General features: G+C 64.0%; 29 protein-coding genes. 14 read left to right on the top strand and 15 right to left on the bottom strand.

The window, feature by feature from the left end; all coding sequences use genetic code 11:
• The first annotated feature begins 32 nt into the window (after positions 1–32).
• The 7 genes from XI02_RS46490 to XI02_RS31025 all read left to right on the top strand — a co-directional run bounded on the left by XI02_RS46490 (position 33) and on the right by XI02_RS31025 (position 6,142).
• Entirely contained in the window at positions 33–482 is a 450-nt protein-coding gene (locus XI02_RS46490; RefSeq protein ID WP_371814000.1) for a hypothetical protein, read from the top strand.
• Between the two features lie 237 nt (positions 483–719).
• Positions 720–1,379 (top strand): flagellar hook assembly protein FlgD, encoded by a 660-nt coding sequence (locus XI02_RS31050; protein WP_172647508.1) that lies wholly within the window; start codon positions 720–722, stop codon positions 1,377–1,379.
• A gap of 19 nt (positions 1,380–1,398) precedes the next feature.
• Positions 1,399–2,688 carry a flagellar hook protein FlgE gene (flgE, locus tag XI02_RS31045; RefSeq protein WP_172647509.1) on the top strand — a complete coding sequence of 430 codons (1,290 nt, stop codon included), beginning with the start codon at positions 1,399–1,401 and terminating at the stop codon, positions 2,686–2,688.
• Positions 2,685–2,939: a hypothetical protein gene (locus tag XI02_RS31040; RefSeq protein WP_069275377.1), complete on the top strand. Its 255-nt coding sequence runs from the start codon at positions 2,685–2,687 to the stop codon at positions 2,937–2,939. The genes flgE and XI02_RS31040 overlap by 4 nt, the downstream gene beginning before the upstream one ends.
• Before the next feature lie 19 nt (positions 2,940–2,958).
• Entirely contained in the window at positions 2,959–3,414 is a 456-nt protein-coding gene (locus XI02_RS31035; protein WP_069275622.1) for a flagellar basal-body protein FlbY, read from the top strand.
• Positions 3,415–3,441: 27 nt separating this feature from the next.
• Positions 3,442–5,217: a flagellar hook-associated protein FlgK gene (flgK, locus tag XI02_RS31030; protein ID WP_172647510.1), complete on the top strand. Its 1,776-nt coding sequence runs from the start codon at positions 3,442–3,444 to the stop codon at positions 5,215–5,217.
• A gap of 16 nt (positions 5,218–5,233) precedes the next feature.
• Complete coding sequence (locus XI02_RS31025; protein ID WP_018272904.1) at positions 5,234–6,142, top strand: flagellin; 909 nt, start codon at positions 5,234–5,236, stop codon at positions 6,140–6,142.
• A 12-nt stretch (positions 6,143–6,154) separates the two neighbouring features.
• On the opposite strand, the gene XI02_RS31020 is transcribed toward XI02_RS31025, so the two are convergent.
• The 4 genes from XI02_RS31020 to XI02_RS31005 form a co-directional block, all read right to left on the bottom strand.
• The gene (locus tag XI02_RS31020; RefSeq protein WP_172647511.1) at positions 6,155–7,093 is read right to left on the bottom strand and encodes an ABC transporter substrate-binding protein; all 939 of its coding nucleotides are present in this window, start codon (positions 7,091–7,093) and stop codon (positions 6,155–6,157) included.
• A complete protein-coding gene (locus XI02_RS31015; RefSeq protein ID WP_050999374.1) occupies positions 7,090–7,377 on the bottom strand; it encodes a cytochrome c in 288 nt (95 codons plus the stop codon). Before XI02_RS31015 ends, XI02_RS31020 begins: the two co-directional genes overlap by 4 nt.
• A 76-nt stretch (positions 7,378–7,453) precedes the next feature.
• Positions 7,454–9,118: a methanol/ethanol family PQQ-dependent dehydrogenase gene (locus XI02_RS31010; RefSeq protein ID WP_018272901.1), complete on the bottom strand. Its 1,665-nt coding sequence runs from the start codon at positions 9,116–9,118 to the stop codon at positions 7,454–7,456.
• A 225-nt stretch (positions 9,119–9,343) separates the two neighbouring features.
• Entirely contained in the window at positions 9,344–9,589 is a 246-nt protein-coding gene (locus tag XI02_RS31005; protein WP_129965166.1) for a hypothetical protein, read from the bottom strand.
• A gap of 193 nt (positions 9,590–9,782) precedes the next feature.
• On the opposite strand from XI02_RS31005, the gene XI02_RS31000 reads away from it, so the two are divergent.
• From XI02_RS31000 to XI02_RS30985, 4 genes are all read left to right on the top strand, one after another.
• Positions 9,783–10,181 (top strand): EF-hand domain-containing protein, encoded by a 399-nt coding sequence (locus XI02_RS31000; protein WP_026193097.1) that lies wholly within the window; start codon positions 9,783–9,785, stop codon positions 10,179–10,181.
• Between the two features lie 334 nt (positions 10,182–10,515).
• Positions 10,516–10,596, top strand: coding sequence for a pyrroloquinoline quinone precursor peptide PqqA (gene pqqA, locus XI02_RS30995; protein ID WP_009031067.1), 81 nt, complete (start codon positions 10,516–10,518; stop codon positions 10,594–10,596).
• 226 nt (positions 10,597–10,822) lie between these two features.
• On the top strand, positions 10,823–11,707 hold the full coding sequence (locus XI02_RS30990; RefSeq protein WP_370143006.1) for a hypothetical protein: 885 nt from the start codon (positions 10,823–10,825) through the stop codon (positions 11,705–11,707).
• A 117-nt stretch (positions 11,708–11,824) separates the two neighbouring features.
• Positions 11,825–12,061 (top strand): hypothetical protein, encoded by a 237-nt coding sequence (locus XI02_RS30985; protein ID WP_018272897.1) that lies wholly within the window; start codon positions 11,825–11,827, stop codon positions 12,059–12,061.
• Positions 12,062–12,066: 5 nt separating this feature from the next.
• Here the strand turns inward: XI02_RS30985 and XI02_RS30980 are convergent, their stop codons facing one another.
• The 4 genes from XI02_RS30980 to XI02_RS30965 are packed head-to-tail and all read right to left on the bottom strand — an operon-like array spanning position 12,067 to position 14,833.
• Positions 12,067–12,420 (bottom strand): hypothetical protein, encoded by a 354-nt coding sequence (locus XI02_RS30980; RefSeq protein WP_018272896.1) that lies wholly within the window; start codon positions 12,418–12,420, stop codon positions 12,067–12,069.
• Between the two features lie 40 nt (positions 12,421–12,460).
• A complete protein-coding gene (locus XI02_RS30975; protein WP_038379094.1) occupies positions 12,461–13,171 on the bottom strand; it encodes an ABC transporter ATP-binding protein in 711 nt (236 codons plus the stop codon).
• Positions 13,161–13,898, bottom strand: coding sequence for an ABC transporter permease (locus tag XI02_RS30970; protein WP_018272894.1), 738 nt, complete (start codon positions 13,896–13,898; stop codon positions 13,161–13,163). Before XI02_RS30970 ends, XI02_RS30975 begins: the two co-directional genes overlap by 11 nt.
• A gap of 2 nt (positions 13,899–13,900) precedes the next feature.
• Positions 13,901–14,833, bottom strand: coding sequence for an ABC transporter substrate-binding protein (locus tag XI02_RS30965; RefSeq protein WP_244620827.1), 933 nt, complete (start codon positions 14,831–14,833; stop codon positions 13,901–13,903).
• A gap of 149 nt (positions 14,834–14,982) precedes the next feature.
• On the opposite strand from XI02_RS30965, the gene XI02_RS30960 reads away from it, so the two are divergent.
• Complete coding sequence (locus tag XI02_RS30960) at positions 14,983–15,324, top strand: hypothetical protein (RefSeq protein ID WP_018272892.1); 342 nt, start codon at positions 14,983–14,985, stop codon at positions 15,322–15,324.
• A gap of 125 nt (positions 15,325–15,449) precedes the next feature.
• On the opposite strand, the gene XI02_RS30955 is transcribed toward XI02_RS30960, so the two are convergent.
• Together XI02_RS30955 and XI02_RS30950 are read right to left on the bottom strand one after the other, a co-directional pair.
• Entirely contained in the window at positions 15,450–16,274 is an 825-nt protein-coding gene (locus XI02_RS30955) for a quinoprotein dehydrogenase-associated SoxYZ-like carrier (protein WP_018272891.1), read from the bottom strand.
• 43 nt (positions 16,275–16,317) lie between these two features.
• Positions 16,318–17,244 carry a quinoprotein relay system zinc metallohydrolase 2 gene (locus XI02_RS30950; RefSeq protein ID WP_018272890.1) on the bottom strand — a complete coding sequence of 309 codons (927 nt, stop codon included), beginning with the start codon at positions 17,242–17,244 and terminating at the stop codon, positions 16,318–16,320.
• A 167-nt stretch (positions 17,245–17,411) separates the two neighbouring features.
• Between XI02_RS30950 and XI02_RS30945 the strand changes: the two genes are divergently transcribed.
• Together XI02_RS30945 and XI02_RS30940 are read left to right on the top strand one after the other, a co-directional pair.
• Positions 17,412–18,293 carry a substrate-binding domain-containing protein gene (locus XI02_RS30945; RefSeq protein WP_018272889.1) on the top strand — a complete coding sequence of 294 codons (882 nt, stop codon included), beginning with the start codon at positions 17,412–17,414 and terminating at the stop codon, positions 18,291–18,293.
• Between the two features lie 10 nt (positions 18,294–18,303).
• Positions 18,304–18,858, top strand: a complete 555-nt coding sequence (locus XI02_RS30940; protein ID WP_172647512.1) for a PQQ-dependent catabolism-associated CXXCW motif protein — start codon at positions 18,304–18,306, stop codon at positions 18,856–18,858.
• A 28-nt stretch (positions 18,859–18,886) separates the two neighbouring features.
• Here the strand turns inward: XI02_RS30940 and XI02_RS30935 are convergent, their stop codons facing one another.
• The 5 genes from XI02_RS30935 to XI02_RS30915 form a co-directional block, all read right to left on the bottom strand.
• Positions 18,887–19,183, bottom strand: coding sequence for a copper-binding protein (locus XI02_RS30935; RefSeq protein ID WP_026193095.1), 297 nt, complete (start codon positions 19,181–19,183; stop codon positions 18,887–18,889).
• Positions 19,184–19,325: 142 nt separating this feature from the next.
• Positions 19,326–19,943 carry a hypothetical protein gene (locus XI02_RS30930; protein WP_244981071.1) on the bottom strand — a complete coding sequence of 206 codons (618 nt, stop codon included), beginning with the start codon at positions 19,941–19,943 and terminating at the stop codon, positions 19,326–19,328.
• Positions 19,940–20,788 (bottom strand): ABC transporter permease, encoded by an 849-nt coding sequence (locus XI02_RS30925; RefSeq protein WP_194483244.1) that lies wholly within the window; start codon positions 20,786–20,788, stop codon positions 19,940–19,942. The genes XI02_RS30930 and XI02_RS30925 overlap by 4 nt, the downstream gene beginning before the upstream one ends.
• Positions 20,785–21,606, bottom strand: a complete 822-nt coding sequence (locus XI02_RS30920) for an ABC transporter ATP-binding protein (RefSeq protein WP_018272883.1) — start codon at positions 21,604–21,606, stop codon at positions 20,785–20,787. The genes XI02_RS30925 and XI02_RS30920 overlap by 4 nt, the downstream gene beginning before the upstream one ends.
• Complete coding sequence (locus XI02_RS30915) at positions 21,603–22,580, bottom strand: YVTN family beta-propeller repeat protein (protein WP_172647514.1); 978 nt, start codon at positions 22,578–22,580, stop codon at positions 21,603–21,605. The genes XI02_RS30920 and XI02_RS30915 overlap by 4 nt, the downstream gene beginning before the upstream one ends.
• Positions 22,581–22,583 lie beyond the last annotated feature (3 nt).

The raw sequence follows: 22,583 nt of genomic DNA, 5'->3' as shown, positions 1-22,583 counted from the left end.
GAAATTGATTTCCGCCGTCCCGCGAATGCTTTATGACAGCCTTGGCGACGAGGCTGGATTCTGCGCGCGCGATGGATGTTGCGACATTCGAAGACCTGATCGACCGGCTGGGGGAGGATCTGTCCCGCTGGCCCGATGATCAGCGTGTTGCCGCCGTCCAGCTCCTTGCATCCTCGGCTGAGGCGCGGACGCTCTACGAGGAGGCGAGCGCGGTACGCCGCGCACTCGCGGCGCCGCCGGTTCGCGCACCTCAGGGCCTTGCCGACCGCATCGTGACCGTAGCGGCGAAATTGCCACAGAAGCCCGCTTCGGGGCCGGCCCCGACTGACGATCAGCCGAACGATGCACAAGCACCGGGCCGATCCGCACCGCAAGGCAAGGTGCTGCCGGCGCTGCTGCTGGCCCTCTGCCTGTTGCCCGCATTGACACCGCCGGCATTGATGCTCGGCGAGCCGGATCTGCCGATCAGCCTCTCGCTCTAAAACGCTCCGCATTGCCGTTGCGGCTGTTCGCGTGTTTTCGCGGCGAGATGCTTGCGCACGCCTGCGAGCCATGAGCCCGCAACGGACACGGCAAATTCTGCCGCTTCATCACGTGATTCCGGGCGGATGAATCCGCGCCTGAAATCGGCGCGTCATCCGTTTTATCTGCGAACGACATCACGACCCCAATGTCCCACCGCGTTCCGTCGCGCATCCCGCGGCGAAGAGAGCCTTGTCATGACCGTTTCCTCGGCAACCTCTGCTGCAACCTCCGCCACGTCGAGCTCGTCGTCGAGCGCGTCGATGGGGATGAGCTCGACCGATTTCCTCAACCTTCTCGTCAGCGAGCTGCAAAACCAGGATCCGCTGAACGCCACCAGCACGACCGACTTCATCAACCAGCTCACCTCCTACGCCAATTTCACCGAGCAGCAGTCGACCAACGCCAGCATGACGTCGCTGGCGAGCTCGTTCTCGAGCCTCGTGACGCTCAACTCGGTCAACTATATCGGCCACACCGTCGAGGCGAAGACGAACACGGCGGAGCTGACCAACGGCTCGGCGACCTTCGGCTACTCGCTCACCTCGGCCGCGTCGAACGTCGCGATCACGATCCAGGATTCCTCGGGCAACACGGTGTGGAGCGGCAAGGGGACCGGAAACGCCGGCTCCAACACCTTCACCTGGAACGGCCAGACCTCCGACGGCACCCAGCTCAAGGACGGCGGCCAGTACACGATTCAGGTGACCGCGACCGACTCCGCCGGAAACTCGCTGCTCAGCTACACCACGATGACGGGAACGGTGACCGGCATCGATGCCTCCGGCTCGACGCCCTCGCTGCTCGTGAACGGCGTTCCCGTCAGCGCCGCCAACATCATCGGCGTCACGTCCTGATTGCTACCGGAGTTTTATCATGAGTCTCACTGGTGCTCTTTCCTCAGCGATCTCGGCGCTCAATGCGCAGAGCCAGTCGCTGGCAATGATTTCCGACAACATTTCCAACGCCGACACCACGGGCTACAAGACCACGTCGGCGATGTTCCAGGATCTGGTGACCGCGTCGAACAGCGCCACCTCATACACGTCCGGCGGCGTCACGGTGTCCGGCCGCGCCAACATGACCCAGCAGGGATTGCTGTCCGCGACCACCAACGCCACCGACGTCGCGATCCAGGGCAGCGGCTTTTTCGTCACCACCAACGCGACGTCCGGCGGCACCACCTCCTATACGCGCAACGGCGCGTTCACCACCGACAATCTGGGCTACCTCGTCAACAACGGCAACTACCTCGAGGGCTGGCGCACCGACGCTGACGGCAACATCATCGGCAATGCGTCCGCCGCGAGCCTCGGACCGATCAACACGCAGGTGGCGTCCACCAGCGGCAGCGCCACCACCAAGACCACGGTCGCGGCGAACCTGCCGGCCGATGCCGCCGTCGGTGCGACCTTCAATAGCTCGATGACTGTCTACGATTCGCTGGGCACGGCGAGCACGATCCAGATCGACTGGAAAAAGACCGCCGACAACAGCTGGCAGGCCAGTTTCGAGACGCCAAAGCTCGCCTCGGACTCCACGACAGACAGCGCCAACGCGATCACCGATACGGTGGATATCACCTTCAACAGCGACGGCTCGCTCGCCTCGACCAGCCCGAGCCCTCCCGTCATCTCGGTGACGGGTTGGAAGGATGGGGCGGCCGACAGTTCTGCCGCCAACGGCACGGCCATCACGCTCAACCTCGGTACGGCCGGCAAGACCGATGGCCTCACGCAGTATTCGTCAGGCGAGACCACGCCGGCCGTCGATCTCACGAGCATCACGTCGGACGGTCTGCCCTATGGCAAGCTGAGCAGCATTTCGATCGGCAAGGGAGGTGTGGTCAACGCCACCTACTCCAACGGGCAGACCATTGCGATCTACAAGATTGCGGTCGCGACCTTCAGCGATCCCAACGGATTGAGCGCGGCCAGCGACGGCATGTACTCCGCGACGGCCGCCTCCGGCAACGCCACGCTGCAGACCTCGGGCACCAACGGCGCCGGCACGATCTACGGCAGCGAACTGGAGTCGAGCACCACCGACACCAGCGGCCAGTTCTCCAACATGATCTCGGCGCAGCAGGCCTATTCGGCGGCGTCGCAGGTGATCACCACCGTCGACAAGATGTTCGATACGCTGATCTCGGCGGTGTCGCGATGATGACCCAGAAGCGGAATGACCGCTTGCTGGTCAGGCTTCAGCGGCTGCAGGCGAAGGCCGCCTCGGTCCGGCCGGACGACCGGGCGCAGCTCCGCGCGTTGCTCGACGATGTCGGAACCTTGCGGGACCAGCTGATGCGCGAATGCGCGCGGCTCGACCATGAACTCAACCGGGCCGCGGTCCGGGTAACGGCAATCACCGCGTATGGGCGCAGCGCACAATCGGTTCGCGCCCTGCGTCGCGGACACTAGCTTGAACGGGAGCGATGGCATGACACCGGAACGCAACATCAAGATCAATCCCGCGGGCAATGACCAGCGCGCAAGGTCGTTGATCGCGCTGATCGACAACCTGATCGCGATCGTGAACGAGGAGAATGTCGAGCTCGCTAAGGGCTTGCCGGCCTCGCGGCTGAAGCAGGTCGACGAGAAGCACCGCCTTGCCACCCTGTTCGAGCAATGTGTGGCGGAGGCAGTCGGCAAGACGGCAAATCTCAACGTCCAGGACCGCGTGCTGCGCGAGCAGCTGATGGACCGGATCCTGAAGCTGCGCATGGCGATGGACGAGAACGTGATGCGCCTGCGCGCGGCGATCGATGCCAGCAATCGCAGGATCGAGGCGATCATGCAGGCGATTCGCGAGCAGATCGCCAACGTATCGCCTTATGGCGCCGGCGGTCGTCGCGTTACGCCCGCAATGTCCTATGGCACCAATGTGCGGGCTTGATCGGGCCGCCGCCGAAGGGAGTCGGCCGTGTCGTCGCTCGATATTGCACGAAGCATCGCATTCAGCGGGCTGTCAGCCACGCAGGTGCAGATCAGCGTGGCCTCGGCCAATATTTCCAATGCCGACACCAAGGGCTATACCGAGAAGACCGCCAACCAGAGCAGCAGCGTCACTTCCGGTGTCGGTACCGGCGTCACGATCACGGGGATCAGCAGCGCGGTCGACAAGCTGCTCCTGAAGTCGCTGGTCGGGGCCGACTCCGATCTCGGTGCCGCCGACACCACCAACAGCTTTCTGACCGAGCTCCAGCAGCTTTATGGCAGCACGTCGAGCTCGGACAGCTCGACGACGGGCACCTCGCTGGCCAACACGATCGCGGCATTCGAGTCGGCGTTGTCGTCGCTGGCGAGCACGCCGAGCAGTGCGTCGCTGCAATCGAACGCCGTCAGTGCGCTTGCGGCGGTGACGACGCAGCTGCAGCAGACCTCGAGCGGCATCCAGACGCTGCGCTCCAATGCGGACCAGGACACCGCGTCGTCGGTTACCGACATCAATTCCGACCTGCAGCAGATCTCCGACCTCAACAAGCAGATCAAGCAGCAGGCGGCAGCCGGGCAGTCGACGGCCGATCTGGAGGACCATCGCAACAGCGCGCTGCAGGATCTCGCGTCGATGATGAATGTGAGCTACTTCACTACATCGACCGGCGATTTGCAGGTCTATACCGGATCGGGGCAGGCGCTGGTCGATAGCACGGCGAATCCGCTGAGCTACACGGCGCTGCCCAGCGTCACGGCGTCCACGACGTATAGCGCGGGATCGTCAAGCGGGTTCAGCGGTATCACCGTCAACGGGGTCGACATCACCTCGCAGATCTCCTCGGGCAAGGTCAGTGCGCTGATCACGCTGCGCGACCAGACGCTGCCAGCGGCGCAGTCGCAACTCGACGAGCTTGCCCGGCAACTGACCGCGACCGTCAACGCGGTATCGAACCAAGGCACGTCGGTGCCGCCGCCGGCGAGCCTGACCGGAACCGGCACCGTGAGCAGTACGACGCCGTTCTCGGCGACCGGCACGGTACGCATCGCGGTTGCCGACAAGAGCGGCAACCTGGTGTCGTACCAAGACCTCGATCTGTCATCTTACGCCACGGTCGGTGATCTCGCCGCTGCGATCAATGGTATCTCGGGGCTGTCAGCTTCGGTCGATGCCAACGGACACTTGTCGATCTCGGCGACCACATCCGGCAACGGCGTTGCGATCAACGAGATGACGAGCTCGGTCGGCAGTTCTGGTGAGGGTTTTTCGGATTACTTCGGGTTCAACGACCTGATCACCGGAACCGGCGCGTCCGACATCGCCGTTCGCAGCGACATTCTGAACGGGACGGCGGCGCTGCCGACGGCGACGCTCGATGCGTCGTCGACGCTGACAGCCGGAAACTCGGTGCTGTCGCCGGGCTCGGCGACGGTGGTGAACGCGCTCTCGAGCGCGCTGACGGGGTCGACCGATTTCGGCATGGCCGGCGGTCTCGGCGCGACCACCTGTTCTTTCACGGACTACGCGGCCGCCATCGTCGCCAACGTCGCCGGCAAGGCGACCCAGGCGTCGGCGGCCTATACCGCCAAGCAGACGGCGCAGTCGACCTATGCGAATTCGCTGTCGTCGCAGTCCGGCGTCAACATTGACCAGGAGAGCGCAAATCTGAGTGCGTTGCAGAACAAATACGCTGCCGCCTCCCAGATCATTACGGCCATCAACGCCATGTTCTCGGCGCTGATGACCGCGATGAGCGCAAGCTGAACCCGAGGCCGTCGTCATGATGATGCGTGTTGCCACCTTCGCGCAGTCGGACCAGATGATATCGAGCGCGCTGCGGGTGCAGGCGGTGATGGCCAACGAGCAGGTGCAGGAGTCCTCCGGGCTGCAATCCGAGGATTTCGGCGGCTACGGTTCCGGCGCCGGGCGCGTCATCAATCTGCAGGTCTCGGTGACGCGTGCGCAGTCCTATATCGACGCCAGCCAACTCGCCGACAACAAGGTGCAGGTGATGTATTCGGCGGTCGGCTCGGTGACCGACATCATCACGCAGCTGCGGACCCAGCTCAGCGCGGCCACCACCGGCAGCAGCACGGCGACGGCATCGGTGATCAACTATGCCCAGCAGGCCATGGCGCAGATGCAGGGGCTGCTCGACACCCAGTATGACGGCGAATATGTCTTCAGCGGCGCCCGCACCGACACTGCGCCGGCGGACCTGTCGAGCTTTGGGACGGGCACCGGATCGCTGACGACATCAGACACCAGCTACTACAAGGGCGACAGCGAGATCGCGTCCGTGCGTGTGTCGGACAGCCAGTCGATCTCCTACGGCATCACCGCCGACAATCCGGCGTTCGAGCAGGTGATGCGGCTCTTGAAATTCGTCGGCAACAGCTCGAATTTGTCGTCGAGCGATGTCTCGCAGGCCCTCGACCTCGCCAGCGATGCGCTGGATGCCACCTCCACCGTGCAGGCAAAGCTGTCAACCGCGGCGTCGCAGATCGAGACCGCCAGCACGAACCAGAGCGATTATCAGAATTTTGCGAAAACGCTGTCGACGGACCTCACCAGCGTCGACGTCGCGGCCGTGACGGCGCAGCTTTCGACCTATCAGGCGCAGCTGACGGCGTCCTATTCGGCGATCTCCAAGATCCAGAGCATGAATCTGGCGAGCTATTTGCGATAGCTATCGCCAGTATCACCGGTTCAGGATTTTCAGCCAGACATCGCCGAGGATGATCGGCTCGCGCGGCGGAAGCCAGGTGAGGCCGGCGGCCTTGCCGAGCTCCGCGATGGTGCCCTTGGCCTGCAGATCGGTGAGAGCCTTGTTGACGGATTCCAGCAGCGCCTTGTCGGTTTCGAGCGCAACGTAGCCGCGGTTGGCGCCGATCGGATAATAGTAGCCCGAGGCCGTGATCCTGGTGTCGGGATGTTCAGCGCGGTAGGCGTCGAAGCGGCGCAGGTCGAGCAGCGTGGCGTCGAATTCGCCGCGTTCCAGTTCGCCCAACAGATCGCTGCGCCCCGGAACGAGGTGCGTGATGTCGTCGATCAGCTTTCCCTTGTCGAAGGTCATCAGGATGGCATCGCCCAGCGTGCCGCTTTCGATCGTCAGGCGAAGCCCGGCGAGATCGCCGATATCGCCGATCTTGCGCTCCTTGATCTTGTCCTTGGCCTTGGGACCGAGGACGACGGTCATCGGCGAATAGATGTAGGGCTGGCTTGGCGCCAGCACCCCGATCGGGATCCGCCGGCGGCGATCCTCGCGGGTGGCGCCGTCGAAGTCCGGCAGCTTGGCCGTCGTGACGCCGGGCGCCTTCAGCGAGTCCTTGGTGAGGGCGTAGCCGCCGACCAGCGAGCAGCGCCCGTCCGACAGCAGCGCATTGGCCTCGAGCGCAGGGCTCGAATCTTCGTCGAGCTTGCTCTCGAACCACTGGATCCTGAGCGGCCGTCCAAGCCGCTCGGCAATCGCCTGCGCGAGCGCCACGTCGAAGCCGGCATCCGGCTTGCCGCGATGATGCGCCGACAGCGGCGGCAGATCCTCGTCGAGGCATACCTTGAGCGGGTCGTCGGCAGCGTGCGCTGCGGCCGGCATGGCAAGAAGCAGAGCCGTCGCGGCGCCCGCAAGCAGGGCCCTCATGGGGTCCTCCGGCTCGACACGAAGGCCCAGACGTCGGCGATCTCCTGCTCGTTCAGGATGTCGACCCAGGGCGGCATCTTGCCGTTCTTGCCTTGCTTCACGGTGGTGACGAAGCGGGTCTTGTCGTCGGGAAACGCGCGCAAGTCCGGCGTGATGGTGCCGGAATTGACCATGTTGGGCCCATGGCAATGCGAGCAGTTCTTGGCGTAGGTGACCTTGCCCTGGTCGGCCTGACCCTGAAGGTCGATTGCGGTGGTTTGCTGTGCGGCGGCCGGGATCAACATGATCAAGGCCGTCGCGACGGCGGCGAAGATCGCCGCCGTCAACAGGGTTACTCGTTCAGTCACGTGTGCTCCGCGCTCAGTTCTTGACCGCGAAAACCCACAGCGAGCCGCCGGGTGGGACCTTGGCAAGCCGCTCGTCGCCCGAGAACAGCGAATAGACGCCGCCATAGCCCGAGGTGACGGCGACATACTGCACGCCGTCCTGCTGCCAGGTGACGGGTTGTCCTTCGATGCCCGAGCCGGTCTGGAACTGCCAGAGCTTCTTGCCGGTATCGGCATCGAACGCCTCGAATTCGCCGGTCAGCTGACCGGAGAACACCACGCCGCCGCCGGTGGAGAGCACGCCGGAGAAGCGCGGAATGTCGCTCGGCGCTTCCCACTTCGCCTTGCCGGTCATCGGATCGATCGCCTTCAGGTGGCCGCGCGGTCCGGTGCCCCATTCCCAGGGATCGGTGAGATCCATGCCGAGATACCATTCGCCCTGCTTGAACGTCACCGGCTCGGCCTTGTATTTGCCGCCGAAGGCGAGCGTGTTGGCGTAGGCGAGGCCGGTCTGCGGATTGAACGACATCGGCTCCCAGTTCTTGCCGCCGAGGATCGACGGGTAGACCGTGACCTTCTTGCCTTCACGCGCATCCTTGGTGATGTCGGTCTCGATCGGCCGTCCGGTCTTCATGTCGATGCCGGTGGCCCAGTTGACGTTCACATAGGGATTGGCCGCGAGCAGCTTTCCGTTGGTGCGATCGAGCACGTAGAAGAAGCCGTTGCGGTTGGCGTCCATCAGCACCTTGGTCGGCTTGCCCTCGACGTTCATGTCGGCGAGCACCATCTCGGCCACCGAGTCGTAGTCGAACGGATTGTTCGGCGAGAACTGGTAGTGCCACTTGATCTTGCCGGTCTTCGGATCGAGCGCCAGCACCGAGCAGGTGTAGAGGTTGTCGCCGGGGCGCACCGCCGAATTGAACGGTCCGGGATTGCCGATGCCCCAATACACCGTGTTCAGTTCGGGATCGTAGGAGCCGGTGATCCAGGTCGAGCCGCCGCCGAGCTTCCAGGTGTCGCCCTTCCAGGTGTCGCCACCGGGTTCGTCCGGGGTCGGGATCGAGTAGGTGCGCCAGAGCTTTTTGCCGGTTGCCGGATCCCAGCCATCGATGAAGCCGCGGGTGCCGAATTCGGCGCCCGAGATGCCGGTGATCACGACGCCGTCGGCGACCAGCGGGGCCACCGTCATCGAGTAGCCTTCCTTGATATCCGCAGCCTTCTGGCGCCACAGCTCCTTGCCGGTCTTGGCATCGAGCGCGATCACATTGGCGTCGAGCGTGGTGCGGAACACCTTGCCGTCATACAGCGCGGCACCGCGATTGATGATGCCGCAGCAAACGATACGCGGCGTCTCGGCGGGATACTCGACCTTGGTCTTCCAGATCTGCTTGCCGGATTTGGCGTCGATCGCGATCGTGGCGTTGTGCGTGGTGACGTAAATGACACCCTGGTAGACGAGCGGCTGCGATTCCTCGCTGCGGTCGTCGTTCAAACTGTAATTCCAGACCGGCACCAGATTTTTGACGGTGTCCTTGTTGATCTGGTTCAGCGTCGAGAAGCGCTGAAGATTGTAACCCATGCCGTAATTGAGAACGTTCGAAGTATCAGTCGCCCCCTTGACCAACTGCTCGTTGGTCTGGGCGCTTGCACCATACGATGCAAGAATCACGAGGCTTGCGGCCAGCGCAATGCGTCTCATCCTATCCTCCCAATGAAACCTTTTTTCTGCACGCCTATTCCTGACGTTGCGGACGGAACCATCCGCCTGAAACCAAAACGGGTCAATACGAAAACGTGAACGAGCGCCCGCTAACCGCGCGAGGCCGGTCGATAGCGTCAGGTTTTTGGCAAACGGTCCGTGGCTTACCGTCGCGTGGAATACGCTACACCAGCGCAGCCCGCCGTTATGCCGCAGCGCGAACGGTCAGCTGGACGGCGTAGGGGGACAGACACTCGGCCGCGGTTTCGCGCCCCGCTTGTCCGGCGGCACATTGCAATTATCGATACGCTGCTCGTCGGTCCATTTGCGGCCGAGCCGCTCCTTGCCGGTGAGCACGCGCTGCTGGACCGCCTCCGCCGATGGGGCAGGGTGCCGGGTCTGCGCGGACGCAGGCGCGATCAGACCGAGCACGACCAGACAGCCCAACGCACTCCTGCAAATGTCGCTCATGGCTCACCTCGATCATCCTGGTGCGATACGTCGGAGCTCCACAGGTGACCGGTCGGGAGGTCCCTTTCCACCCGAAAGCCGACGAGGGCTCACTGGTTGCGCCAGCTGTCAAAGATTCGCCGAGGCTGTTATGATGCGCCTTTCGTGGCGCGCTTCGCCCCGTCGCCGGAGCGGCACGCAAGGGAGATGAATGATGATTTCGCGCCGATCGCTTGCTCTGACTTTGGCCATGGCCGTCCTGTCGGCGCCCGCCCTGGCGGCATCCGGCCGCAAGGGCGCGCTGAAGATGCTCGATCCTGACAATGACGGTACGGTCGATCTCGCCGAAGCCAAGAAGGCTGCCGCCAATCTGTTCGCGAAGCTCGATCCCGACCATGACGGCACGCTCGACGCGCGCGAATTGCGCGGACGGCTGACCGCGAAAGAACTGGCCGCCGCCGATCCGGATCACGACGGCACCCTGACGCTCGACGAATACCTTGCGGTCGTCGAGCAGCGCTTCAAGGCCGCCGATCCCGACAATGACGGAACGCTGGATGCGAAAGAGTTGAAGTCGCGTGCCGGCCGGGCCCTGCTGCGCCTGCTCAAATAGGTTGCCAGCCGGCGAACTTTGCCGGGCGGATTGCCGTATATTGACGCAGGATTCCGCGCATAACAAAAAAAGCTGCGATTTCGCTCTTGGGCAAGACGCGGCTGGATGAATCGGGTCTCCTTACCCGCGCGTCGCCGCCCGGCAGCCGGAAAATGCCCGACAGATCAGTGTCGGAGTTCCCAATGCCGGGCAGATGTCAGCGAGCCGTCGTCCGCTTCGGCATGTCCAGCAGCGAAGTCGGGTCCTTACCCGGCCGGCTTGCGCCCTGGAAAAGGCAGCCCTAGCTTGCCGCGCGGCGCGAGGCTTGCGCCAACTTATGACTTGGGAGAAGGAAATGGCCTGGAAAACACCGAAGATCGTTGAAGTGCCGGTGGGCATGGAAATCAACATGTACGCCTGCGCAGCGCGCAAGTAATCTTAAGACAAGTAACGCGAGACAGCCTGCCCGGTTCGTGCAGCGCGCTGCATCGAGCCGGGCAGGCGTCTCTTGTGGAAAGTGTCTTTCGCGGGCCCTGATGCGGCCGCTCGGACAGCTTCCCTCATACCCTTCCCACAAGACCTTGGGGCCGACACCACCTGCGCGATTGGCGGGCCTTGCTGCTTTGTCCTACAGTGTGGCCGGAGGCGGTGGTGCGGGGACGATGAATCCAAAGATCAGGACCGGGCGCTGGATAGGGATGCTGTGCGCGTCGATTGCCGGCATCGCGGCGGTGTTGCCGCCTCGCGCCTATGCCGAGGACTTTGATACCGAGCACATTTTCGGCTTCATGATCGGCTCCGACGTGGGCAATGTCGGCGAGCGTGAATTCCAGAGCCAGACCACCGGGCGCTTCGCCAAGGACGGCGGCCGGTATCGCACGCTCAATCAGGAAATGGAGCTCGAGCTCGTGCCCGCGCCGAATTTTCGCGTCGAGCTCGGAACGTCATTCAGCGCATACGACATCGGCCGCGTTCCGGGTCTTGACGATCGGCGCCAGCTGTCGTGGCAGAGCGTCTCGGTCGATTTCCGCTATCGCTTTCTGAACCGCGAGGCGGCGCCCTTTGGCATGACGGTCGCGCTGGAGACGCGTGCCGATCGCGTCGACGAGACGACGGCCGCCGCCGTCCGTAGCTATGGCACCGAACTCACGGTCGCGTTCGACCGCGAGGTGATCCCGAATTTTCTCATCGCGGCCCTCAACCTGAGCTATGAGCCGGAATGGACGCGCACGCCGCGCACCGGCGCTGCGGATCAGGATGCAACCATCGGTGCCGCATTCGGCCTGATGGCCAGGGTGAAGCCGGATATCCTGATCGGCGGCGAAGCGCGCTATTTCAGGAAGTATGAGGGAATCGGCCTGGATGAATTGTCGGGGCAGGCGCTGTTCATCGGGCCCACCGCCTATTTCCAGCTCTCCGAACGTTCACGGCTGACCGCGACCTGGAGCGTCCAGGTCTGGGGGCAGCGGGCCGGGAGCAACGCTGCCCTCGATCTGGTCAATTTCGAGCGCCATCAGGCGCGGCTGGTGTACGGTTTGAACTTCTAGCGCGTGAAGCCTCTGGGGCCGGGTTCCGCAACTTTTCACGGGGCTGTGAAACCCGGACTTGGCTGATTACGTATTTCGTCGTGTTATCTATTGCATGAGCACGCTTGGGGATCGCGCATGAACCCGATTGATCTGATCGTCACTGTATGTGCCGTGCTGTCGCCCGCCACCTGCGAGGAGCAGCATCTGGTGTTCAACTGGAACGGCTCGCTACAGCAATGCGTCATGGCCGCGCCGCCTTACATCGCGCAATGGGTCGGCGAACATCCGAAATGGACCGCGGTGCGCTGGCGTTGTGAATATCCGCACAGCAACGATCGGGCCGGCGCGGGCGGCGAGCCGCCGGCGGGTTAGCCTTCCTATTTGTTGCAGTCCTTCAGGTCCTTGTCGGATACCGAAAACACGGCGTCCGCCTTGATCTCGATGTCGCGAACGAAGCACTGCCTGGCGCCGCTGTAGCCGACCTTGGCGTCGTAGCGACCGGGTTCGACGCCGGTGATGCGCAGCCGCTCGTCGTGGTCGACTTCCTTGTCCTTGTCGTTGAGCGTCTGGTTGGGGCCCCACGCGTTCTTGCCTGCCGGCGACAACTCAAAGCTCGAAATCGTGGCGCTGGTCAGATTCCACAGCCGAATGCCTTTGCCCTTGCTTTGGGCGAGCACTGTCGCCGGCAGCACAAGCAATGCAACACCAACAGCGATCAACGCGCGCGACATCCAGCCTCTCCCTTATGCTTTGTCCAAGGATGACGGCGTCTCACATATTTGCAAGGTCCAACTGTGAGAGTTGCCGCTTGATTTCGTCGATCTCGGGCTCGCTGCGCGTCGCGCGCGGTGCGGCGATGGTCTCGACGTGGAGGATTCGGGCCGGCCGCGACGACAGGAAGAACAGGCGATCGCCGAGGCGGACCGCGTCGTCGAGATCGTGGGTGACGAGCAGGGTCATCATTTTCCGGCTGGCCACCAGCGTCGCGACCTGGTCGCGCAGCCGCCCCGCGAGTGCATTGTCGAGCGAGGCCAGCGGCTCATCGAGGATCAGGAAATCGGGCTCGATGGCGAAGGCGCGGGCCAGCGCGACCCGGCGGGCGAGGCCGAGCGACAGCTCCGCGGGAAAATGGTTGCGGTGCGCGCCCAGTTCGAGCACCTCGAACAGCGCAGAGAGCGTGCTGTCGCCGACATGCGGCGCGGCCAGCCGCACATTCTCCTCGACCGTGCGCCAGGGCAACAGCCGCGGCTCCTGGAAGACCATGCCAAGGCGCATGCCCGGCGATCGCGTGACACGGCCCTGGTAGTTGGCGTCGAGCCCGGCGAGGATCCGGAGCAGGGTGCTCTTGCCGCAGCCTGACGGGCCGAACAGCACGCCGACCTCGCCGGCGTTCAAGGTGAAGGTGACGTTGTCGAGCACGTCGTGCCGCTTCCCGGCCGCGCTCTCAAAACTCTTGCCGGTGATATTGACCTCAAGCTGCACGGAGCCGCCACCGCGTTAGCCTGGTTTCAAACGGCTGCACCAGCAGGGTTTCGATGACGAGCACGACACCCGCAAAGCTCAGCGAATAGGCGAGCAGCAAGGGGATGTCGAACAGCTGGAAGGCGACGCCGATCTCGAAGCCGACGCCGTTCGGCCGGCCGAGATATTCAGCGACCAGCACGATCTTCCAGACCAGCGAGAGCCCGGAGCGCGCAGCGGCCGCGATGTAGGGCGCAAGCTGCGGCAGGATCACATCACGGAAGGCGCGGCCGCGCGGAAAAGAAAACGCCGCCGCCATTTCGTCGAGCGCAGGGTCGAGCGCGCGGGCGCCCTCGCGCAGGGTGACGACGGCGGTCGGCAGCTTGTTGATGGCGATGGCTGCGATTGCCGCGACCTCGGTCAGCCCGGCCCAGATGTAAGCGAGCACGATGACGACGAGCGCGGGCAAATTGAGCAGCAGGATCAGCCAGGGATCGCCAAGGCGATTGGCAAGCGAGACACGGCCCATCAAATAGCCGATCGCCGAGCCGAGCGCCATGGCAAGGGTGAAGGCCAGCGCGACGCGCGCCAACGTCGCGCCGAGATTGACGAACAGCGCGCCCGATCGGGCTTCGGCGACGAGCACCGACAGCACTGCAGGCGGCGCCGGCAGCTTCGCATCGCCGATCAGCAGCGAGGCAATCCACCAGGTCGCGATGAACAGCGCGAATGAGAGGAGACGCAGCACCGCTAGTCTCCCGGGATCGCTTGGTAGAAGGTGCCGGGATCGAGTTCGGTTGCCGTGCCGACCAGGTCGCGGCCGCCGAGCTGCGCCAACACGCGGTAGAGCACGCGGGCATCCGCCTCCTCTTCGGCGATCGGACGGCGCGGAATGCCTTCGCGATAGCGCTCACGATAGGCATGCAGGGTTGCGGCATCCTGCGCGCCGGTGAGCGACGCGATCGCGTCCCATTCGGCATCCGAGGTCGCCAGAATCTCTTTCGCGGCGCGCGTCACGGCGATGAAGCGGGCCACCAGATCCTTGTTGGCGTTGGCCCAGGCTTCGTCGAACACGTAGCCGATCATGGCGATGCGGCCCTTGCTGCCGAGCTTTTGCAGGATCTCCTCCATCCCGGCGAGCCGGCGAAAGCCCTTGGCTTCGAGCGCGGCGCAGAAATTCCAGTAGTTGAGCGTCGCATCCATCTCGCCGCCGAGCGTCTTGGCGGCCAGCAGCGGCGGTGCGCCATAGACGATGGTCGCCTGCGACTTCAGGTCGACGCCGTCCTGCTTCGATGCGGCCTGCAGCAGCAGCCAGTTCTTGTCGATCGCGCCGCCGGCAATGGCAAGCTTGCGCCCCTTGAGGTCCGCGAGCGTCTTGACCGGCGAGGAGGCCGGGACCATCACGGCGCCCAGCGCGCTCGAATAGGGATAGAATTGCAGCTTGGCGCCGAGCGACCGCTCGCGCGACACCCAGGGCCAGTCCGATACCATCACGTCGGCCGTGCCGGCGCGCAGCGCGATCTTGCCGGCCTCGGGGCTGGCCAGCTCGACGACGTCGATCGACAGATTGGCCTTCTTGTCGAGACCATGGGAGCGAATGACGGCCAGTTCCCAGGCCAGCGTTCCGGTCTTCTGCGCTGCAACGCGGATGGTCTGCGCGTAGCACGAGGTGCCGAACTGCATGACCGCCAGAACTGCCGCAGCCAACACCGTGCGTACAGAGATGATCATCGCTTCTTGAGCCACTTCCCCGAATGTTTTCTTTTCTGATCAACATCCATAGCATAGCTTGCGGAAAGAGAAGAGGAAGCAGGACCATGGCAGGAGCTGGCATGCTACGACCGATTGTCGCCATCCTGGTGCTCGCCGGGACGGCCGTCAGCGTGCGGGCCCAGGAGATCAACGACTATCCGACCTCGGCGCGGGCGGAGTATGTGTTCGGCTGCATGAAGGCCAATGGCGAATCCCGGCAGTCAATCGAGCAATGTTCCTGCTCGATCGACGTCGTCGCCTCGATCATCCCCTATGATCGCTACGTCACCGCCGAGACCGTGCTGAGCATGGCGCAGGTGCGTGGCAATCTGGGTGGCCAGTTCCGCTCGTCCGAGCAGGCGGCGACCGCGCTCAATGACCTCAGGCGCGCCCAGGCCGAAGCCGAAGTCAGGTGCTTCTAGAGGGTTTTCGAGCGAAGTGGCCCCCGGGTTCGCGTGCAGAAAACGCGTCAAGGCAAAAATCCAGAGCCCCGTTCCGCATGAAGCGGAACGGGGCTCCAGCTCTGATCGTGAGAATCGCCGGCGCGTCAGGTGCCGGGATTCTCGACCTTCCATTCGTGCTCGAAGATGTGCCCTTCGGTGTCCTTGGCTTCGGCACGGAAGCGCTTGGCGCCATTCGAGACGTAGGTGAAACGGATATTGGGGTCCTCGGAAATCGAGATTCCGCCCTCCATCGCCAGCACCGGACTGTCGTCCTGCCAGATGTGCAGCTCGTTGACGAAGAAGGCCGGGATATAGAGCTGCGTGACCTGGTCCATCTGCAGGCCTGAATTATTCGGATGCCCGATCATGATCTGGGCTTGCCGCGTGCTGGTCGCAGGTCCCTGTTCGGACTTGGTGAATTCCCGGTAGCGCATCTGGCCGAGGCGGTTCTTGGCTTCCTCGACGTTTTTGCCGGCCGGCGCCGAGCAGCCGCCGGAGGCTTTGACATAGACCTTGCTCACATAGAGCTTTCCGTCGCTGAGCTCCGCGACGGCGTGCACATTGGTGTAGTTGTTGACGCGGACGCGGGTCGAGATCTCGGTGACGTTGGCGGCCGGCCCCAGCGTGAATTTCGCGGCCATCGGCGCGGGATTCTCGTCGATCACAAGCGTGATCGCAACGACGCGGCGGCTGTCGCTCGGCTGCAGCTTGGTGCGCAGCGTGACCGGCACGATCGCGGCGTCTTCCGCGCGCATCGGCATCTCGATGCCGATGACATCATTTCCGTCATTCATCGGACGGTTGCTGAAGATGTCCTGGACGAGACCGGGCCAGGGATCATAAGCCTCCGCCGCAGGCGCAGCCGGTGTGCCCAGCGCGATCGTGAGCAGGCTTGCGATACAAAGCAGGCGGGCGCGATGTCCGGTCATGGTCGCGAAATCCTATACAGCCGCGTCACTATAGGACGAACAGCTATTCCCATTCAATTTCCGAGAATGCTGCAGTTGCGTTGCGGGCGTTGTAATCGTCGAACAATTGCCAGCGCGGCCGCTCGGCGGCTGCGGCGTGCTCCGCCGCGGCCGTGATCGGCTTGCCGCTTGCGACCAGTGCGCGCACGTCCGCGGCCAGCACCCCGAGATAACGGCGTTCATCGGCAAGCGCTGCCGGCCACGCGCTCACGGGGCCGTGACCGGGAACCACGCGCTCGGCGGAGATCGCAGCGAGCGCGTCGAGCGCGCGCAGCCAGCCCCTGAGGCTGCCGTCGACCACGGGAATATGGATGAGAAACACCATATCGCCGGCGAACAGAGTCCTGGTTTGCTCGTCGAGGACCGTGAGGTCGTTGTCGCTATGGGCGGGCGGCCACGCTTTCAGGGTGAGGGTCCGTCCGCCGAGCTCGAGCTTCAGCGTGTCCGCGACCAGCACGGTCGGGGGGACGATCTTCACCTCGTCGATCAACTCGTCGCCCATGGTCCGGCGAAACCCGTCGAGGTAGAATTGTCCGCGTGCGGCCAGCGCGCGTGGCAGCGACTTGTGGCCGACGAAGCTGGTCCCGTCGCCGACGAAAGCCGCATTGCCGAAGCTGTGATCCGGATGCGCGTGGGTGTTGATCACGTAGCGGATCGGCTTGTCGGTATGGCTGCGGACCGCGGCGAGCAGCTGTCGTCCTTCGCGGACGCTGCCGCCGGTGTCGATGACGGCGACGGCGCTGTCGCCGATCACGAATCCCACATTGGCGATGGCGCCTTCGTTCTCGCGCGTCATCAACGCGGTGACCCCGGTGTGAACGAATATTCCGGGAGCGACTTCGCTTACAGGCAATTCCACCTCTTGCGCCCGCGCTATGGTCGGCGCCCAAAGCATCAGGAGCAGCGCAAGCACCGAACCGCCATGAGCCATGTTTCCGCCTCAGTTACTCGGGGACGCGCGATCGATGTCGTGGCGTTCCAGTTTGCGCTGCAGCAAGCAACGCGGCGTGGTCGCGAACATCATTCCTGTTGCACGTCATGGTGCGCCGGGCAATTGCTGGATGGCGGCGATCGATCCGATCAAGAGGAGACCGCGTAATGAGAATTGTCGGATGCCGTCCTGTTCTGCTCGCGCTTGTCGGCTTCATCGCCTGTCTGGCCGGTCGCGACACTGCGCGCGCGCAGGTCAATGATCAGGGCGAACTTTCCATCGAACTCATCGATGCCCGCGTGCTGCGTATCTGTGCCGATCCCCGCAACCTGCCGTTCTCGAACGACAAGGGCGAGGGGTTTGAGAACAAGATCGGCGAACTGCTGGCCGGGAAACTGCAAAAGAAGCTCGACTACATGTTCTTTCCGCAGGCGACCGGCTTCGTGCGGATGACGCTCGGCGCGCATCGCTGCGACGTGATCATGGGCTTTCCGCAAGGCGATGACCTCGCGCAGGGCACCAATCCCTATTACCGCACAGCCTATGCGATCGTCGCCAAGCCGGGCAGTGGGCTCGATGAGGTCACGACGCTCGAGGACGAGCGGCTGAAGGGCAAGCATATCGGCATCGTGGCGGGAACGCCGCCCGCGACCAACATGGCCATCAACGGCCTGATGACCAATGCGAAGCCTTATCCGCTGATGATCGATACGCGCTACGATTCATCGGCCGAGGCGATGATGAACGATCTCGCCAAGGGTGAGATCGACGCCGGCATCCTGTGGGGGCCGATGGCGGGCTTTTACGCCAAGAAGGCCAACCCGCCGCTGCACATCACGCCGCTGGTCAAGGAGACCACGGGACCGAAGCTGGTCTATCGCATCGGCATGGGCGTGCGGGCATCCGACCAGAACTGGAAGCGCCAGCTCAATCGCCTGATCCAGGAGAACCAGCCCGAGATCAACAAGATCCTGCTCGACTACGGCGTCCCGCTGCTCGACGAGAACGACCGTCCAATCGGGCCGGAGACCGCGACCAAATCACCATGACCAAATCACCATGATCAGGCTCGCGGCCGTGCTTGCGGTGATGTTCGTCGCCGCTTCGTCTGTCCGCGCGCAGGACCCACCCGCAGAGCCGGAGGGCTATCGCACCGAGGACTACCGCGCGCCGGTGCCGGTGACGCTTGCCGGCGCACGGGTGCTCACGACCGCGGAAGCGGAAGCGATCTGGCGCGACAAGTCCGCCGGCTTCGTCGACGTGCTGCCGCGCGCGCCGAAGCCAAACCTGCCCGCCGGCACGGTGTGGCGCGAACGGCCGCACCTCAACATTCCCGGCAGCATCTGGCTGCCCGACACCGGCTACGGCAAGCTCGCTGCGCCCACGGAGGATTATCTGCGACGCGGGCTCGCCCGCGCCTCAGGCGGCGAGGCGACCAGATTGCTCGTGATCTACTGCCAGGAGAATTGCTGGATGTCGTGGAACGCCGCCAAGCGCGTGCTGTCCTACGGCTACCGCAACGTGGCCTGGTATCCGGAGGGAACCGACGGCTGGGAGCGTGCCAAATTGCCGCTGGCGGATGCCGAGCCCGAGCCGCGCGAGGGAGAGCAATGAGCCCGCCCCCTACGCGCCCACCCGGGCGTTACTTCTGCTTGTCGAGCTTGTTGATGGTCTTGCCGCCGTCGCTGTCCGTTGTGGTGAACGAGACCTTGTCACCGGCGTGGAAGGCCTCCAGCGATTGTCCCTTGGGTACCTTGTATTCCTGAATCGAGCCGCCCGACGCGCCCACCGTGCCGCTTTGCGTCTGCTGGATCGAGATGGTTCCACTCAGTCGGTCAATCTTGGTGACCATTCCCGACATGGATTGCTGGGCCAAAGCCGCTGAGGTGACCAGGCTCGCGGCGGCAAGGCTGGTCATGACGATCTTGGCTGCTTTCATGGAGGTCTCCCAACTTCAGATATAGTTGGAGACAACGAGCGGGCAGCGCAGTTTGTTCCGGATCGGCGCGGCCCAACAGATTGTTACCCAACAGACCGGCAAGGCGGCGCGTTAACGATCCCGGGGCGATCGGTCGCAGGCCTCAATCGAGCTCCTGCTGGATGGTCCGGCCGAGCGCGAACAGGCGCTGATCGATGGCGGTCGGCACCTCGCAGACGAATTTCACCACGCGCCCGCGGTCCTCGAAAATGCGGGTCTCCCAGACCAGTTGGTTGCCGAGCTCGTCGACCTTGACCTGGTCCGGCGGTGTCGCGTCCTGCAGCGCTTGCAGCTTGAGCGTGTCGTCGCGGATCTTCTCCGCGGCCTCGCGCTGCTTGCGCATCACGCGCTCGAGCCCGTTCATCACCGAGGCGCGCTGTCCGTTCAGCGTATCGAACAGGCCCGCGAACAGCAGCTTTCCCGCATTGGCCTTGTCGGCCGCGGCAGCTGACAGGAATTCGGTGATCTCCTTCTGCGCCTCCTCCAGCGGGACGCGGCGCGCCGCGAGCTTGATCGCGAGTGCGCTGACTTTCGGGTCGTCCTTCCACTTGGTCTCGGCGTCGCCGAGCGGCGGCCCGGCCCAGACCGCGGCGAGCGAGATCTCGGGCACCTTGGCCTGTTGGCAGGGCCAGTCCGGATAGCGCGGGTCGGCAGCTGATGCGACCTGGTTCGACAGAACCATCGCGAGCAGCGCGCCCAGTCCTGTTCGCCAGCCTGTCATGCCTCGCCTCCGCCGGGTCCGCGGCGCACCAGGCCGCGCGATGGATCGTAAGCCAGGATCGCGCCGATCATGAAGACGACCGTGCAGCCGCCGACCACCGCGAGCGAAATCCAGTTCATCTTGCCATACAGCGCAAACCGGATCAGCTCCACCGCATGCGTGAACGGATTGCACTGGCAGATATAATACAGCATCGGGCTGCCTTCCTGCACGCGCCACAGCGGGTAGAGGGCCGACGATGCGAAGAACATCGGGAAGATCACAAAGTTCATCACGCCAGCGAAATTTTCCAGCTGCTTGATGCTGGCCGAGATCAGCATGCCGAGCGCGCCGAGCATAAGGCCCGACAGCACCAGCGCCGGAAGCACGGTGAGGTAGCCGATCGTCGGCGGCGCGACGTCCCAGAACCATGCGATGACAAGGAAGGCATAGACCTGCAGCAGCGACACGGCCGTGCCCGCGAGCAGCTTGCAGAACAGGAGATAGCCGCGTGGCAGCGGGCTGACCAGCAGCGTGCGCATGTTGCCCATCTCGCGGTCGTAGACCATCGACAGCGAGGATTGCATGCCGTTGAAGAGCTGGATCATCGCCATCAGCCCGGGCGCGATGTAGACCTCGTAGAGGATGTAGGTCTCGTAGGGCGGGATGATCGAGATGCCGAGCACCTGCCGGAAGCCGGCCGCGAAGATGAACAGCCAGACCAGCGGCCTGACCAGCGCCGACACGAAGCGCTCGCGCTGATGCAGGAAGCGCAGCGCCTCGCGCCACACGATGCCGTTCAGGCAGACGATGTATTCCGACAGCGAGAAGCCGCTTCGCTCAGGCGTAACCGTCGTGCTGGTCATGACGGCGGTCTCCCCGCGAGTGTTGCCGTTCCGGTCAGCCGCATGAACGCGGTGTTGACGTCCTGGGCGCCTGCGTCCGCGATCACGCGCGACACCGGGCCGTGCGCCAGCATTCGGCCCTGATGCAGCACGACGAGGTCGTCGTTTGGCATGATCTCGTCGAACAGATGCGTCGCCCAGAGCACGCCGATGCCCTGTTCGGTGACGAGCTGCCGGACATGGTCGAGGATGTCGGCGCGCGCCTTGACGTCGAGCCCGACCGTGGCCTCGTCGAGCAGCAGCAGCCGGGGCCGGTGCAGTAGCGCGCGGGCGATCTCAAGCCTTCGCATCTGGCCGCCCGAGAGATCGCGCACCTTGCTGGCGGCGCGGTCGGCAAGCCCGATGCGGCCAAGCACCTCGGCACTGCGCAGCCGCGCCTCGCGCCGCGAGATGCCGTGCAGCGCGGCGTGATACAGCAGGTTCTGCGTCAGCGAGAGGTCGAGGTCGAGCGTTCGCGGCTGGAACACGACGCCCATCAGCCGCAGCGCTTCACCAGGCGTCCGGCTGATGTCGTGGCCAAAGATCTTGATCTGGCCGTTCTGGATGCCGAACAGCCGCGTCACCAGCGAGAACAGCGTGCTCTTGCCGGCGCCATTGAGGCCCAGCAGCGCGGTGAAGCTCGCAGGCTGTACCGTGAAACTGACATCGATCAGAGCGCGGCGCGGGCCGTAGCTATGGCTGACATTGCCGATCGACAGCGCCGGTTGCACGGCCGCGGCTGTTCCAGGGCCTGCATCCGGCGAGGGCTGGCTCGCGATATGGGCGTCGGTTGCGGTCATGGCTGCGCGATCGTGATCCCCCAGGGCAGTTCACCGACCTGAATGGTCTTGATCACCTTCTGGGATGCAACGTCGATCACCGAGACGTCGTTCGAGACGCCGTTGGTGACCAGCAAATATTTTTCGTCCGGGGTGAAATCCATGTGCCAGACCCGCTGGCCGACCAGGAGATATTTGAGGACCTTGTGGGTCATACCGTCGACGACCGCGACGCGGTTGGCGGGGCCGAGCGCAATGAATGCAGTCTTGCCGTCCTTGGTCATGCCGATGCCGACGGGCTGGATCGCCTCGTTGCGCAGGCCCGGAATTTCGAAGGTGATCTTGCCGGTCACCTCGCGCTTGACCGGATCGACGATCGACACCGTGCCGCCGATCTCGGAGGAGACCCACAGTTCGGAGCCGTCGCGCTTGAACTGGGCGAAGCGCGGCCGCGAATCGACCAGCACATTGGCGACGATCTGGCGCGTCGACGTGTCGATGAAATGCGCCATGTTGGTCGTCTCGGACGTGTTGATCAGGATCTTGCCGTCCGGGCTGATCGTCATTCCCTCGGGTTCGACGCCGACCTGGATGTCGCCGATCCGGGCGCGCTTTTCGAGATCGATCACGGTCACGGTGTTGTCGTTCTCGTTGGCGACATACATGGTCTTGCCGGCGGCATCCTGGGTGAACAATTCAGGATCGGGACCGGAGGGCAGGGTGTCGACGATCTCCTGGGTCTTGGTGTCGATCACCTGGATCGTGTCGTCGTCGCCGACCGCGACCATCACGAATTTGCCGTCGCGCGAGAACTCGATGCCGCGCGGCCGCTGGCCGACCTTGATGGTCTTGGTCACCGTCCAGCTGTTGGTGTCGATCACCGTGACGGTGTTGCCCTTCTCGTTGGAGACATAGGCAACGAAGGCGGACGCCGGTGCCGCGGCAAGCCAAACGAGCATCCCGGTCAACAGACAGCGGCGCCACATGCGTTTCATCTC

Source organism: Bradyrhizobium sp. CCBAU 21365, assembly GCF_015291305.1.
Classification (GTDB): Bacteria; Pseudomonadota; Alphaproteobacteria; order Rhizobiales; family Xanthobacteraceae; genus Bradyrhizobium; species Bradyrhizobium elkanii.
The sequence above is the reverse complement of the archived record's forward strand: the minus strand, read 5'-3'. Positions and strand labels throughout refer to the sequence as shown.